Source organism: Pseudonocardia sp. ICBG1034, from assembly GCF_020131375.1.
In the GTDB taxonomy this organism is placed as follows: Bacteria; Actinomycetota; Actinomycetes; order Mycobacteriales; family Pseudonocardiaceae; genus Pseudonocardia; species Pseudonocardia alni.
In genome coordinates this window covers 166,972-180,548 of sequence record NZ_JAHLEK010000019.1, presented here as the reverse complement: position 1 = coordinate 180,548, position 13,577 = coordinate 166,972, and the positions used below count along the sequence as shown (strand labels likewise).

General features: G+C 74.6%; 16 protein-coding genes and 1 riboswitch. Of the genes, 12 read left to right on the top strand and 4 right to left on the bottom strand.

Annotated features, from left to right (window positions below):
• The 11 genes from KPF22_RS20965 to KPF22_RS20915 all read left to right on the top strand — a co-directional run bounded on the left by KPF22_RS20965 (window position 1) and on the right by KPF22_RS20915 (window position 10,070).
• Complete coding sequence (locus tag KPF22_RS20965) at window positions 1–756, top strand: 16S rRNA (uracil(1498)-N(3))-methyltransferase (RefSeq protein ID WP_224403080.1); 756 nt, start codon at window positions 1–3, stop codon at window positions 754–756.
• Window positions 757–914: 158 nt separating this feature from the next.
• Window positions 915–1,811: a S9 family peptidase gene (locus KPF22_RS20960; RefSeq protein ID WP_224403079.1), complete on the top strand. Its 897-nt coding sequence runs from the start codon at window positions 915–917 to the stop codon at window positions 1,809–1,811.
• Between the two features lie 92 nt (window positions 1,812–1,903).
• A complete protein-coding gene (locus KPF22_RS20955) occupies window positions 1,904–3,007 on the top strand; it encodes a PhoH family protein (protein ID WP_224403078.1) in 1,104 nt (367 codons plus the stop codon).
• Between the two features lie 91 nt (window positions 3,008–3,098).
• Entirely contained in the window at window positions 3,099–3,644 is a 546-nt protein-coding gene (gene ybeY / locus KPF22_RS20950; RefSeq protein WP_224403077.1) for an rRNA maturation RNase YbeY, read from the top strand.
• Between the two features lie 37 nt (window positions 3,645–3,681).
• Entirely contained in the window at window positions 3,682–5,106 is a 1,425-nt protein-coding gene (locus tag KPF22_RS20945; protein ID WP_208824739.1) for a hemolysin family protein, read from the top strand.
• 114 nt (window positions 5,107–5,220) lie between these two features.
• A complete protein-coding gene (gene lhgO, locus KPF22_RS20940; protein ID WP_208824737.1) occupies window positions 5,221–6,453 on the top strand; it encodes an L-2-hydroxyglutarate oxidase in 1,233 nt (410 codons plus the stop codon).
• Entirely contained in the window at window positions 6,450–7,352 is a 903-nt protein-coding gene (era, locus tag KPF22_RS20935; protein WP_224403076.1) for a GTPase Era, read from the top strand. Before lhgO ends, era begins: the two co-directional genes overlap by 4 nt.
• A gap of 20 nt (window positions 7,353–7,372) precedes the next feature.
• Window positions 7,373–8,209, top strand: coding sequence for a DNA repair protein RecO (gene recO / locus KPF22_RS20930; RefSeq protein ID WP_224403075.1), 837 nt, complete (start codon window positions 7,373–7,375; stop codon window positions 8,207–8,209).
• Between the two features lie 223 nt (window positions 8,210–8,432).
• Window positions 8,433–8,795: a hypothetical protein gene (locus tag KPF22_RS20925; RefSeq protein WP_062401510.1), complete on the top strand. Its 363-nt coding sequence runs from the start codon at window positions 8,433–8,435 to the stop codon at window positions 8,793–8,795.
• A gap of 34 nt (window positions 8,796–8,829) precedes the next feature.
• A complete protein-coding gene (locus tag KPF22_RS20920) occupies window positions 8,830–9,657 on the top strand; it encodes an isoprenyl transferase (protein ID WP_208824733.1) in 828 nt (275 codons plus the stop codon).
• Window positions 9,658–9,677: 20 nt separating this feature from the next.
• Window positions 9,678–10,070: a hypothetical protein gene (locus tag KPF22_RS20915; RefSeq protein ID WP_208824793.1), complete on the top strand. Its 393-nt coding sequence runs from the start codon at window positions 9,678–9,680 to the stop codon at window positions 10,068–10,070.
• Window positions 10,071–10,109: 39 nt separating this feature from the next.
• On the opposite strand, the gene KPF22_RS20910 is transcribed toward KPF22_RS20915, so the two are convergent.
• Both KPF22_RS20910 and KPF22_RS20905 read right to left on the bottom strand, forming a co-directional pair.
• Complete coding sequence (locus tag KPF22_RS20910) at window positions 10,110–10,319, bottom strand: DUF2795 domain-containing protein (protein ID WP_208824731.1); 210 nt, start codon at window positions 10,317–10,319, stop codon at window positions 10,110–10,112.
• Window positions 10,320–10,395: 76 nt separating this feature from the next.
• The gene (locus tag KPF22_RS20905) at window positions 10,396–11,040 is read right to left on the bottom strand and encodes a hypothetical protein (RefSeq protein WP_224403074.1); all 645 of its coding nucleotides are present in this window, start codon (window positions 11,038–11,040) and stop codon (window positions 10,396–10,398) included.
• A 74-nt stretch (window positions 11,041–11,114) separates the two neighbouring features.
• Window positions 11,115–11,229, top strand: a riboswitch (SAM riboswitch).
• A 43-nt stretch (window positions 11,230–11,272) separates the two neighbouring features.
• Here KPF22_RS20905 and KPF22_RS20900 point away from each other — a divergent pair.
• Window positions 11,273–12,661: an aminotransferase class V-fold PLP-dependent enzyme gene (locus KPF22_RS20900; RefSeq protein ID WP_224403073.1), complete on the top strand. Its 1,389-nt coding sequence runs from the start codon at window positions 11,273–11,275 to the stop codon at window positions 12,659–12,661.
• Window positions 12,662–12,671: 10 nt separating this feature from the next.
• Here KPF22_RS20900 and KPF22_RS20895 read toward each other — a convergent pair whose 3' ends face one another.
• Together KPF22_RS20895 and KPF22_RS20890 are read right to left on the bottom strand one after the other, a co-directional pair.
• Complete coding sequence (locus tag KPF22_RS20895; RefSeq protein WP_374107514.1) at window positions 12,672–13,124, bottom strand: Fur family transcriptional regulator; 453 nt, start codon at window positions 13,122–13,124, stop codon at window positions 12,672–12,674.
• The gene (locus KPF22_RS20890; protein ID WP_020624590.1) at window positions 13,121–13,498 is read right to left on the bottom strand and encodes a helix-turn-helix transcriptional regulator; all 378 of its coding nucleotides are present in this window, start codon (window positions 13,496–13,498) and stop codon (window positions 13,121–13,123) included. The genes KPF22_RS20895 and KPF22_RS20890 overlap by 4 nt, the downstream gene beginning before the upstream one ends.
• Window positions 13,499–13,577 lie beyond the last annotated feature (79 nt).

The window sequence follows — 13,577 nt, the reverse complement described above, 5'->3', positions numbered from 1 at the left end:
GTGACGACGGCGCCGTTGTTCCTGGTCGACGACGTCGGGTCCCTCCCGGGCCCGGGCTCCGACACGGTGCTCGACGGCCCGGAGGGGCGCCACGCCGCGACCGTGCGACGGCTGCGCCCCGGCGAGGCGCTGGTGCTGTCCGACGGCCGGGGCGGGCTCGCCCGCGCCGAGGTCGTCGACGTCGCCGGGCGGGACGCGCTGACCGTGCGGCTGCACGAGGTGACCCGGGTGCCCGCACCCGCGGTCCGCGTCGTCGTCGCGCAGGCGCTGGTCAAGGGCGACCGCGGCGAGCTCGCCGTGGAGACCGCCACCGAGGCCGGCGCCGACGGGTTCGTCCCCTGGAGGGCGGCCCGCTGCGTCACCCGCTGGGACGACGGCCCGCGCGGCGCGAAGGCCCTCGAACGCTGGCGGTCCACCGTCCGCGAGGCCGCCAAGCAGGCCCGCCGCCCGTGGCAGCCCGAGGTCGCGGGCCCGGTGACCACCGCGCAGCTCGCCGCCCGGGTCGGTGCCGCCGACACCGCGCTGGTGCTGCACGAGTCCGCGGGCGAGGACCTCGCCTCGGTCGCGCTGCCCGCGGCGGGGGAGGTGCTGCTCGCCGTCGGACCGGAGGGCGGCGTCGACGACGCCGAGCTCGACCGCCTCGCCGAGGCCGGCGCCGTCCCGGTCCGGATGGGGCCGGAGGTGCTGCGGGCCTCCACCGCGGCCTGTGTCGCGCTCGGCGCGCTCGCGGTGCGCACCGGCCGCTGGGCCCGCTGAGCCCCCTCGCCGACCCGCCCCGGATGCCCCCAGGGGAACTTTCGGGGCGTAGAGCGCTACGAGGGTGACCCTGGGAGCAGGGCACGGAGGGACCGACGCGCGTCACGATCCGGCGAACCGGTCGTCGGGGACCGGGCGCGGGTGTCATCATCCGCCGCGTGAGTGACCACGCTCCCCGGATCGGACGCCGCGCGCTGCTGGCCGGCCTCGCCGTCACCCCGCTGCTCGGCGCCTGCGGCAACGACGCCCCCGCGGCCCCGCGGCGGCCCCCGCGCGACGAGACCGCCCCGCGGACCGAGCGGATCGCCTACGGCGGCCAGCCCGACCAGTTCGGCGAGCTGACCTTCCCGGCGAGCCGGGACCTGCCCCGCGGCACCGTGATCGTCGTGCACGGCGGATTCTGGCGGGCCGGCACCGACCTCACGATCATGCGCCCGGTCGTCGACGCGCTGGTGGCGGCGGACTTCGCGGTCTGGAACATCGAGTACCGGAAGGTGGGCGCCGGCGGCGGCTGGCCCTCCACCTTCGACGACGTCGCGATGGCCGCCGACCACCTCGCCACCCTGCGCTCCACCCGGCTCGACCTGCGCCGGCTCGTCGTGCTCGGGCACTCGGCGGGCGGGCACCTCGCGGGCTGGCTGGCGATGCGCGCGACGCTCGCCCCCGGCGACCCGGGCGCGACGCCCGTGGTCCGCCCGGCCGGGGTGGTCTCGCTGGCCGGGGTGCTCGACCTGGCCGGCGGGACGCTGCTCGGCGACGGCGCCGTCGCCGACCTCGTCGCGGCGACCCCGGGCGCCGACCCGGCCCGCTTCCGGGCGACCAGCCCGCTGGAGGCCGTCCCGCTCGGGGTGCCGTCGGTGTGTGTGCACGGCACCGCCGACGAGGTGGTCCCGCTCTCCCAGAGCGAGGACTTCGTCGCCGCCGCGACGGCCGCCGGTGACCGGTCGGAGCTCGTGCGGGTCGAGGGCGCGAACCACCTGCAGCTCATCGACGTCGCCCACCCCGGCTGGGCCGCCGCGCTGCAGGCCGTGGAACGGCTGAGCACCCCCGCCTGATCCGCGGGAGAATCCGCGGGTGCCGTCGGCGGTCCGACCGGTACGATCGGCGCAGTCCGGCGACCCGACGTACGAGGCAGGCGAACACACTCTTGACCGGCACCGAACCCGGCCCCACCCCTCGGACCGACGAGCGGTCCGACGCAGCACCGGGCGGGACCGTCCGGTCGAGGATGGCCGTGCCGGACACCGCCCTCCTGTCCCTGCTCGGCTCGCGTGACGAGAGCCTGCGCGCCGCCGAGGAGGAGCTGACCGCCGACGTCCACGTCCGCGGCAACGAGCTGACCCTGTCCGGGGACCCGGGCGACGTCGCGTTCGCCGAGCGGGTCTTCACCGAGCTGATCACCCTGGCCGAGCGCGGCCAGCTGGTCGGCGCGGACACCGTGCGCCGCACCGTGCAGATGCTCTCGGCGGAGAACACCGCCGACGAGCGCCTGGGCGAGTCCCCGGCCGAGGTGCTGAGCCTGGACATCCTGTCCCGGCGCGGGAAGACCATCCGGCCCAAGACGCTCAACCAGAAGCGCTACGTCGACGCCATCGACGCGTTCACCATCGTCTTCGGCATCGGCCCGGCCGGTACCGGCAAGACCTACCTGGCGATGGCCAAGGCCGTGCAGGCGCTGCAGGCCAAGCAGGTCAACCGGATCATCCTGACCCGGCCCGCGGTCGAGGCGGGGGAGCGGCTGGGCTACCTGCCCGGCACGCTGTTCGAGAAGATCGACCCGTACCTGCGCCCGCTCTACGACGCACTGCACGACATGATCGACCCCGAGTCCATCCCGAAGCTGATGGCGGCCGGGACGATCGAGGTCGCGCCGCTGGCCTACATGCGCGGCCGCACCCTCAACGACGCGTTCATCATCCTCGACGAGGCGCAGAACACCACGCCCGAGCAGATGAAGATGTTCCTCACCCGGCTCGGCTTCGGTTCGCGGATCGTGGTGACCGGCGACATCACCCAGGTCGACCTCCCGGGCAACGCCCGGTCCGGCCTGGCCGTCGTGCAGGACATCCTCGACGGCGTCGACGACGTGCACTTCTCCCGGCTCGAGAGCGCCGACGTGGTCCGGCACCGCCTGGTGTCCGACATCGTCGACGCCTACGCCCGGTTCGACGCGTCCGAGCACCGCGCGGCCGCCGTCGGCAACGGCGCACCCCGCAACGGCCCCGCGCGGCGTCCCGACCGGCGGCGGTGACCGGGGGGCGGGTGGCACCGGGACCGTCGGTACGGCCGTCTAGGCTGCCCCCTACATCCGTATCGGCGAGCAGGGGCAGGGCAGCGGCGGCGTGAGCATCGAGGTCGTCAACGAGTCCGGGATCACGGTCGACGAGGCGCAGATCGTGTCGGTCGCCCGGTACGCGCTGGACGCGATGAAGGTGAGCCCGTCCGCCGAGCTGGCGATCACCGCCGTCGGGCTGGACGCGATGGAGGAGCTGCACGTCCGCTGGATGGACGAGCCGGGCCCCACCGACGTCATGGCGTTCCCCATGGACTCCCTCTCCGAGGACACCCGGCGCCCCGACGCGCCGGACCTGGGCCCCGCCCTGCTCGGCGACGTCGTACTCTGCCCGGCCTTCGCCCGGGACCAGGCGCGCAAGGCCGGGCACACCCTGGCCGACGAGCTGCACCTGCTGACCGTGCACGGCATCCTGCACCTGCTGGGGTACGACCATCTCGAGCCCGAGGACGAGCGCGAGATGTTCGCACTGCAGAACCGGCTGCTGGTCCGCTGGCGGTCCGACCGGGCCCGCGAGCGCGCCCGGGACGCCCAGAAGCGCAGCGACGACCGCCTGCTCGGTGCCGCCGGCTTCGAGGACGAGTCCGGCCGGTGACCGGAAGACCCACGACCACGTTCTCCGAGGAGCAGAAGTGACCACCGTCTGGCTGATCGTCGCGACGGTCCTGCTCGTGCTGCTGGCCGGGGTGTTCGCCGCCGCGGACTCGGCCCTCATGTCGATCTCGCGGGCCCGGGTGGACGCCGTGGTGCGCGCCGGCCGCGCCGGCGCGAAGGCGCTCGCCGCCGTCGTCGCGGACCGGCCGCGGCACGTCAACCTGCTGATGCTGCTGCGGGTCACCTGCGAGACGGTCGCGATCATCCTGCTGGCCGTCGCGCTCGCGCCGCTGTTCTCCGCCACCTGGATCGGGCTGCTGCTCACCGGCGTTCTCATGGTGCTCGCCAGCTACGTGCTGGTCGGGGTCGGCCCGCGGACGCTGGGCCGCCAGCACCCGTACCGGATCGGGCTGCTGCTCGCGGGCCCGATCCGCGCGATCGGCGTCGTGCTGTCCCCGCTGGCGAAGCTGCTGATCCTGCTGGGCAACGCGATCACCCCGGGCCCCGGTTTCCGCGACGGCCCGTTCTCCACCGAGGTGGAGCTGCGCGAGCTCGTCGACATGGCCAGCAACCGCGGCGTGGTCGACGAGGGCGAGCGCAAGATGATCCACTCGGTGTTCGAGCTGGGGGAGACCCCGGTCCGCGACATCATGGTGCCGCGGCCCGACCTGATCTGGACCGAGCGCGACACCCCGGTGGAGAAGGTACTGCGCCTGGCGCTCAAGAGCGGCTACTCACGCATCCCGGTGCTCGGCGAGGGCGTGGACGACGTCATCGGCATCGCCTACCTCAAGGACCTGGTCCGGGCCCGCGAGGAGGCCCGGCGCGGAGAGCGCGAGGTCCCGCTGCTCGACATCCTGCGCCCCGCGGCCTTCGTGCCGGACTCCAAGCGCAGCGACGACCTCATGCGCGAGATGCAGCGCACCCGCAACCACATGGCCGTCGTCGTCGACGAGTACGGCGGCACCGCGGGCGTGGTGACGATCGAGGACATCCTGGAGGAGATCGTCGGCGAGATCACCGACGAGTACGACACCGAGGAGGTGCCCGAGGTCGCCGAGGCCTCCGACGGCGCCTTCCGGGTCTCCGCCCGGCTGCCCGCCGAGGACCTCGAGGAGCTGTTCGCCGGCCGGTTCCGCGGCACCCCGCGCGAGGACGAGCTGCACGAGGCGCTGGAGAACGCCGACGTCGACACCGTCGGCGGGCTGCTCGCCCAGCGGCTGGGCAAGGTGCCGCTGCCCGGCGCCACCGCGGAGCTGGACGGCCTGCTGCGGCTGCAGGGCGAGGGCGGCAAGGACGCCCGGGGCCGTGTCCGCATCACCTCGGTGCTGGTCAGCCCGCTGGACCCGGCCGAGACCGAGGACACCGACCACGACGAGCCGCGCGGGGACACCCGGGAGTCCGACGTGCCCGACCACGTCGCGGGCGACCCCACCGAGCACGCCGGCGCCGACCGGCACTGACCTGGCCGCCCCCGGCCACGGGGAGCGACCGACGGACGTGACCGTCCCGCCACGGGTGGGACGCGAGGAGGACCTGATGGCTGCCCGCACGACCATCCCCGCGGAGCGTGCCCGGTGACCGGGCTGCCCGCGACACCGCGCTACGACCTGGTCGTCGTCGGCGGTGGGATCGTCGGCCTGGCCACCGCGTACGCCGCCACCCGCAACGGGCTCAGCGTCGCCGTCGTCGAGCGTGAGCAGCGCCTGGCGAACCACCAGACCGGCAACAACTCCAACGTCGTGCACTCCGGGCTGTACTACGCGCCGGGTGGCTACAAGGCCCGCCTGGCCGTCGCCGGGTGTGCCGAGACCATCGCGTTCTGCCGCGAGCACGACCTGCCGCACCAGGTGTGCGGCAAGCTCGTCGTCGCGACCGAGCCCGAGGAGCTGCCCCGGCTCGACGAGCTGGCCCGCCGCGGCGACGCCAACGGCGTGGAGAACCACCGCCTCGACGAGCACGGCATCGGCACCTACGAGCCCGACGTCCGCGGTCTCGCCGCGCTGTGGGTGCCCTCGACCGGCATCACCGACTACCGGCTGGTCGCGGAGAAGCTGGGCGAGCTGGTGGAGAAGAACGGCGGCGAGGTCCACCTGGGCCGCACCGTCACCGGGTTCGCCCGCCGCCCGTCCGACGTCGTCGTGCGCACCACCCGCGGTGACCTGCTCGGCACCCGCGCGGTCGTCTGCGGCGGCCTGCGCTGCGACGAGCTCGCCCGCCTGGCCGGCGCCGACCCCGGTGTGCGGATCGTGCCGTTCCGCGGCGAGTACTCCGGCTTCTCCGAGCGGGCCGCCTCGCTGGTCCGCGGCCTGATCTACCCGGTGCCCGACCCGGCGTTCCCGTTCCTCGGGGTGCACGCCACCCGCGGCATCGACGGCACCGTCCACGCCGGCCCGAACGCCGTGCTCGCGATGGCCCGTGAGGGCTACGACTGGCGCACGGTCAGGCCGAAGGAACTGCTGGGCACGCTGACCTACCCCGGCATGGTCAAGGTGGCGCGCACGCACTGGCGCTACGGCATCGGCGAGGTCCGCCGCTCGCTGTCGACGCGGGCGATGGTCCGCCAGATCCAGCGGATGCTGCCCGACGTCACCGCCGCCGACCTGCACCCGGCCGGCGCCGGGGTGCGGGCCCAGGCGGTGAAGGCCGACGGCACCCTGGTCGACGACTTCCTGTTCCTCGACCAGGCCGGTCCGGACGGCGCGGGCCGCCCCGGCTCGATCCTGCACGTGCTGAACGCACCGTCCCCGGCGGCGACGGCGGCCCTGCCGATCGGCCGCGAGATCCTCGACCGGCTGGGTGCGGCGTGACCGGCGCACAGCCCGAGGGCTTCCGGTCCGGGTTCGCCTGCTTCGTCGGCAGGCCCAACGCCGGCAAGTCGACGCTGACCAACGCGCTGGTCGGGGAGAAGATCGCGATCACCTCCTCGCGCCCGCAGACCACCCGGCACGCGATCCGCGGGATCGTGCACCGCCCGGACGCCCAGATCGTCCTGGTCGACACCCCGGGGCTGCACCGCCCGCGGACCCTGCTCGGGTCGCGGCTCAACGACCTGGTGCGCGAGACCTGGTCCGAGGTCGACGTCGTCGGGTTCTGCGTGCCCGCGAACGAGAAGGTCGGCAAGGGCGACCGGTTCATCGCCGAGGAGCTGCGGCGGATCGCCGCGCACACCCCGGTGGTCGCCGTCGTCACCAAGACCGACACCGCCCGCCCCGAGCAGGTCGCCGAGCGGCTCACCGAGGTGTCGGCCCTGATGGAGTTCACCGAGGTCGTGCCGACCTCGGCGCGGTCGGGCTTCCAGGTGTCGCTGCTCTCGGACCTGCTGGTCGGCCTGCTGCCGGAGGGCCCGCAGCTCTACCCGGACGGCGACCTCACCGACGAGCCGACCGACGTGCTCGTCGCCGAGCTCGTGCGGGAGGCGGCGCTGGAGGGCGTGCGCGACGAGCTGCCGCACTCGATCGCCGTCGTCGTCGAGGAGACGATCGAGAAGAAGGACCTCCTGGAGATCTACGCGATCATCTACGTCGAGCGGTCCAGCCAGAAGGGCATCGTGATCGGCAAGGGCGGTGCCCGGCTCAAGCAGGTCGGCAGCGACGCCCGTCGCCAGATCGAGAAGCTGCTGGGCACCCGGGTGCACCTCGACCTCCACGTGAAGATAGCCGAGGACTGGCAGCGGGACCCGAAGCAGCTGCGCAAGCTGGGGTTCTGAGCAGGACCTAGACTGGGTGCGTGGCCCAGCTCTACCGCGACACCGGGATCGTGCTCCGGGTGCAGAAGCTGGGCGAGGCGGACCGGATCATCACGATGCTGACCCGCCGGCACGGCAAGATCCGGGTGGTCGCCAAGGGCGTGCGCCGCACCCGGTCGCGGTGGGGCGCACGGCTGGAGCCGTTCAACCACGTCGACGTCCAGTGCTACACCGGGCGCACGCTGGACGTGGTCACCCAGGCCCAGACCGTCGACGCGTTCGCCCCGGCGATCGTCGCCGACTGGTCGGCGTACTCCTGCGGCTGCGCGATCCTGGAGACCGCGGACCGGCTGGTGTCCGAGGAGGGCGAGCCGAGCCTGCGGGTGTACCTGCTGCTGCTCGGCGCCACCCGGGCACTGGCCGACGGCGCCCGTGAACCGGCCCTGGTGCTCGACGCGTTCCTGCTGCGGGCGATGAGCCACGCGGGGTGGGCGCCGTCGCTGTCGGAGTGCGCGCGCTGCGCCACCCCCGGCCCGCACCGGTCGTTCACCGTCGCCGGGGGCGGCATGGTGTGCCCGCGCTGCCGCCCGCCGGGCTCGGTGACCCCGGCGACCGAGACGGTGGCCCTGCTGTCCGCGCTGCTGCACGGCGACTGGGACACCGCGGACGCCTCGGGCACCCCGACCCGGCGTGAGGCCAGCGGCCTGGTCGCGGCGCACCTGCAGTGGCACCTGGAACGGCAGCTGCGCTCGCTGCCCCTGGTCGACCGCCGCGCCCGGGTCCGGCCCGCCGCCGTCGTCGCACCCGGGGTGCCGGGGCCCGTCCCGGAACCGCCGGACGGCGGAACCGCGACACCCCCGGACGCTCTCCCCGGCTAGTCCGGTCGGACTTGTGTCTCGGCGTGGGGTGCCGTGAGCGGCCCGTCCGCTCCGTCGAGCGGTTGACGTACGGGCGTGCCGCGCGTCGTGGTGCCGCCGGTCGCGTCGCACGCGACTTCCGCCGACTCCACCGGGTGATCATCGCTTTCGACGGGCAACCGGTTCCGCTGTCTCGTTACGCTCCTGTGATCGAGGGGACCCCAGCCCCGTCGGAGAGGCAGTCGTGAACCGACCCCACACCCCGCCGCCGGACGACGACCACACCGGTCGCACCCACCGTCTCCCGGCCGCCACGCAGCGCATCCCGGTGCCGCCGACCCAGCAGTTCCCGGTCCGCACCGAGGCGATGCCGGAGTCCCCGCAGGACGGCCCCACCCGGGCGATGCGTCAGGTCCGGGCCCGCACCGAGGACGGCGCGTGGCCGGCCATCCCGATGCTGCCGGTGATCCGGCCCGACGAGTCCGAGCCGATGTCGGAGGCCGACCGTATCCGCGGGCACCGCGGGATGCGCCGGCTGCGCGAGACCATCGAGCGGCTGGAGGACCCGGCCGTGCCGGCCTGGCCGCAGCCCGACCACCGCGACTGAAGCCGTCCGCCGTCCCCGACGTAAGGTCGGTGACGTGCCGTTCCAGCCTCCCGCACCGCACCCGTCCGGTGCCCGGCCCCCGGCGATCCCGCCGGAGCTGGTGCCACGCCACGTCGCCCTGGTGATGGACGGCAACGGCCGCTGGGCCAACGCCCGCGGCCTGCCCCGCACGGAGGGCCACAAGCGGGGCGAGGCCTCGCTGATGGACGTCGCCCGCGGCTGCATCGACCTGGGCGTGCGCTGGCTGTCGGCGTACGCGTTCTCCACCGAGAACTGGCGGCGCAGCCCCGACGAGGTCCGGTTCCTGATGGGCTTCAACCGCGACGTGATCCGCCGCCGCGTCGACGAGATGGACGCGATGGGGGTCCGGGTCCGCTGGGCGGGCCGGCGCCCGCGGCTGTGGCGCTCGGTGATCAAGGAGCTGGAGGTCGCCGAGGAGCGCACCCGCGGCAACGACGTGCTGAACCTGACCATGTGCGTCAACTACGGCGGCCGCGCCGAGATCGTCGACTCCGTGCGGCAGCTCGCCCGCCTCGCCGCGGAGGGCCGGATCAACCCCGACAAGATCGACGAGCGGATGCTGGCCCGGTACCTCGACGAGCCGGACATGCCCGACGTCGACCTGTTCGTGCGCTCCTCGGGGGAGCAGCGGACGTCGAACTTCCTGCTCTGGCAGAGCGCCTACGCCGAGATGGTCTTCCTGGACACGCTGTTCCCGGACTTCGACCGCCGCCACATCTGGCAGGCGATCGAGATCTACGCGCGCCGGGACCGGCGTTTCGGGGGAGCTTCCGAGCGTCGCGGAGCGGGCGCGAGCATCGACCCGGCCGCCGCCGTCCCGAACGATGGAGTGACACCGTGACCACCGATGTGATCTCCGGGATGCTCGTCACCGCCAAGGGGGCGCTGGAGCGGTTCCACGACGTCACCACCGACGACGACGGCGCGCTGACCTTCGCCCACGGCGGCGTGCTGTGCGTGGTGCAGGGCACCGAGCTGGAGGAGGGTCTGCCCGTCCTCAACCTGACCTGCGTCGTCGCGTGGGACCTGCCGGAGTCCGCCGACCCGGAGCACGACGTGCCGCGGCGGGTCGGCCTCGGGGTGGGGGAGGGCCTGTTCGGCACGCCCCGGGTGGTGCGCGGCGAGCGCGGCTGGGACGTGACCCTGCGCTACGCCTTCCCCGCGGCCGGGCTGGGCGAGGGGCCGATGGGCACCCTGCTGATGCTGGTCGTGTCCTCGGCGTCGAGCATGCGCGCGGAGCTGGTCGAGAGCTGAGACCGTCCGGCCGGGGGCGTGCCCCCGGCCGCGGCCCGGTCACTCCTGGTCGGCGCCGGTGTCGACGGCCGCGACGACGGCGTCGACCGAGGTGTAGTCCTCGGCCGGCGCCGAACGCAGGGCCTCGACCGTCGCGGCGTCGGCGCCGTTGCGCTCGGCGGTCCACGCCAGGTCGTCCTTGGAAGCGGGGAACTCGAGACCGTGCAGGGCGCTGCGGACGGCGTCGGCGGTCGTCGTACGGGCTGTCATGGGTCACCTCTCGTCGTGGACGTTCGGTGACCGGGTAGCCGGTGTGCGGCCGTCCATGCACGGACGGCCGCACCCGTCAGCCGTCGGTGTCCGTGGTCTCCCCGGCGGCCTCCCCGGAGTCGCCGAGGTGCACGATCGGCAGCGCCGCCAGCTGGCCCGCGGTCATCGCGTGCGCCACCCCCAGCACGTCGTTCTGGGCCTTGGTCATCCGCGCGTCCACCAGCCCGGACAGGCGGTAGGCGACCCGGCCGAGCAGCCGCACCGTGGTCTCGTCGACCTGGGGGCGCGGGGTGGAGACGACCGCGACACCGCGCGGGGCGCCGTCGTTGGACTGGGCGACGCCGATCTCGTAGGACTCACGCGGGTTGACGTGCCGCGACGCGTAGTGGTCGCGCAGCGTCGACATCATGTCGTGGAACCCGGTGACGTCACCCTCGAGCTCCAGGGTGGACAGGTCGTCCTTCGTGAGGGTCTTCGTGCGGCCGGAGAAGCAGCGCACGTAGCCGATCACCGCACCGGTCCACAGTGCCTCGACCAGGGCCGGGTCGGCGGCCACCCGGACCGGACCGGACTCCGGACCGCCGAGCGCGGTCACCAGGTGCTCGCAGCACTGCAGCACGTACTGCAGGTCGTCGAACACCGCCGCCAGCTGGGCAAGCTCGCCGGACTCCGGGACGTCGATCCGCCGTACCGTGCCCGGGGCGGGTTGCGTGTCGGTCATCGTTCAGACGCTATCCGGGGTGGCGACGGTCACGGTGTCTCCTTCTGAGACGGTCTGCTAGCTTCGGCGGCGAAGGTCACGAGTGCCAGCGCGAAGCCCCGGCTCGCTGGACGGCAACCCTCCTCCGCGGTGGGGTGCCCCGGGTGATGACCGGGCCGACGCGACACCCGCAGTCGGCAAGCGCGGATCCGTGCGCCACGCCGGGTCCCCGAGATCGGCCGGAGGCCCGATCATGACCCTCGCCCTGTCGCGTCCCGTCCAGCACGCGCTGCCCCGTGTCGTCGGCGCGGACCTCACCGTCCCGCTCGTCGACGGCAGGTGGGCCCGCTACTGCGACCTCGACTCCGCCGCGTCGGCGCCGGCGCTGGAGAGCGTCGCCGCGCACGTCGCGCAGGTGCTGCCCTACCACGGCAGCGTGCACCGCGGCGCCGGCTGGACCTCGAAGGTCTGCACCGCCCTGGTGGAGAACGCCCGCGCCGACGTCGCACGGTTCGTCCGGGCCCGGGCCGACGACGTCGTGGTGTTCACCCGCAACACCACCGACGCGCTCGGCCTGCTCGCCCGCGCCGTGCCCGGCCCGGTGGTGACCCTCGACCTGGAGCACCACGCGACGCTGCTGGCCTGGCGGGGCGGTACCGGCGGCGCCGAGCACCGGGTCGTGCGGGCCGGCCGCGGCATCGCCGCGACCCTCGACGCACTGCGGGCCGAGCTCGCCGCCCGTCCCGACGCCGCGCTCGTCGCGGTCACCGGTGCGTCCAACGTGACCGGCGAGCTCCTCCCGGTCGCCGAGATCGCCCGGATCGCGCACGCCGAGGGTGCCCGGCTGTGCGTCGACGCCGCGCAGCTCGCCCCGCACCGGCGCGTCGACCTGGCCGGGTGGGGCGCGGACTACGTCGCGCTGTCCGGGCACAAGCTCTACGCGCCCTACGGCGCCGGGGTCCTCGTCGGCCGCCGGGACTGGCTCGACGCCGCCGAGCCGCACGTCGCGGGCGGGGGAGCGGTCCGGTCGGTCGGCGTCACGGCCGACGACGCCGTCGACGGCCCGGGCGGCACCGTGACCGAGTGGCTGCCCGCGCCGCAACGCCACGAGGGCGGCACCCCGAACGTGCTCGGTGCCACCGCGCTGGGCGCGGCCTGCCGCACCCTCGAGGACCTGATCGACGACGCCGTGCCCGCCCACGAGCGCGAGCTCGCCGCCCGGCTGCACGCGGGCCTGGCGACCGTTCCCGGCCTGCGGATCCTGTCCTGCTTCGACGACGGGCCCGACGCCGACCGCACCGCGACCGTCTCGTTCACCCTCGGCGAGCTGCCCGCCGGCCTCGTCGCGGCGGCGCTGTCCGCCGAGTACGGCATCGGCGTCCGCGACGGGCGGTTCTGCGCGCACCCGCTGCTGGAGCGGCTCACCGGCGGCCGCGACGCGGTGCGCGCCTCGCTGGGCCTGCGCACCGGCTCCTCCGACGTCGACCGGCTGGTCGACGCGCTGAGCGACCTGGCGCGGCGCGGTCCGGCCTGGACCTACGCCCTCGTCGACGGCCGGTGGGCGCCCACCCCGGACCCGCGCCCGGCCGACCCGTTCGCCCGGGACCGGGAGGTGCCGGCCGTCCCCGGCTGCGGGGACTGAGCCCCGGGCGTCACCCCACCGAGCAGCGGCCGCAGAGGCCGAAGATCTCCAGGGTGTGCGACACCTCGGTGAAGCCGTGCTTCTGCGCGACCGACTCGGTCCAGGACTCCACCGCGGGGCCCTCGATCTCGACGGCGGCGCCACACCGGCGGCACACCAGATGATGGTGGTGGTGCTCGGTCTCGCAGCGCCGGTAGACCGCCTCGCCGGACGCGACCCGCAGCACGTCGACCTCGCCGCCGTCGGCGAGGGTCTGCAGCGTCCGGTAGACCGTGGTCAGCCCGATGCCCTCACCGGCACGCCGCAGCTCCTCGTGGATCTCCTGGGCGGACCGGAAGTCCTCCAGACGGTCGAGCAGCGCGGTGACGGCGGCCCGCTGCCGGGTGGCGCGGATGCCGCGCGGCCCGGCGGTGGACCGCTGCGTGATCGTCGCCGCGGTCGTCCGGTCGGTCGTCTCCGTCACGTGTCCTCCTCGACGTGGGCGACGGCGTCCACCACGATGTGCGCCAGGTGGTCGTCCACCAGCGAGTACAGCACCTCACGGCCCTTCCGCTCGCCCTCGACCACCCCGGCGGCCTTGAGGACCCGCAGGTGCTGGCTGATCAGGGGCTGGGTGACCCCGAGCGCGTCCACCAGGTCGTGGACGCACCGGGAGTGTTCCAGCAGCTGCAGGACGATGGCGATCCGGACCGGTGCGGCGAGTGCCCGCAGCAGGTCGCCCGCGGCGGCCAGGGTGCGCGGGTCGCGGGTCGGACCGGGCTCGGGCGCGGGGTGGTGGTCGTCGTCCGCACCCGGGCCGGCTCCCGGTGCGTGCGTGGTCTGGGCTGCGGCAGACATGTGGTGGACCCGTCCGTTCCCCGGAGGCGGCGGCCACACCCCCCGGCGCTGCTGTGCCGTGCCGGCCGCACCCGACATG

Bases quoted from the DNA above. Each gene is read 5' to 3' on its own strand.
- KPF22_RS20915 (WP_208824793.1), top strand. From the start codon at position 9,678: ATGCTCGTCACCGCCAAGGGGGCGCTGGAGCGGTTCCACGACGTCACC.
- KPF22_RS20890 (WP_020624590.1), bottom strand. From the start codon at position 13,498: ATGTCTGCCGCAGCCCAGACCACGCACGCACCGGGAGCCGGCCCGGGT.
- KPF22_RS20910 (WP_208824731.1), bottom strand. From the start codon at position 10,319: ATGACAGCCCGTACGACGACCGCCGACGCCGTCCGCAGCGCCCTGCAC.
- KPF22_RS20905 (WP_224403074.1), bottom strand. From the start codon at position 11,040: ATGACCGACACGCAACCCGCCCCGGGCACGGTACGGCGGATCGACGTC.
- KPF22_RS20900 (WP_224403073.1), top strand. From the start codon at position 11,273: ATGACCCTCGCCCTGTCGCGTCCCGTCCAGCACGCGCTGCCCCGTGTC.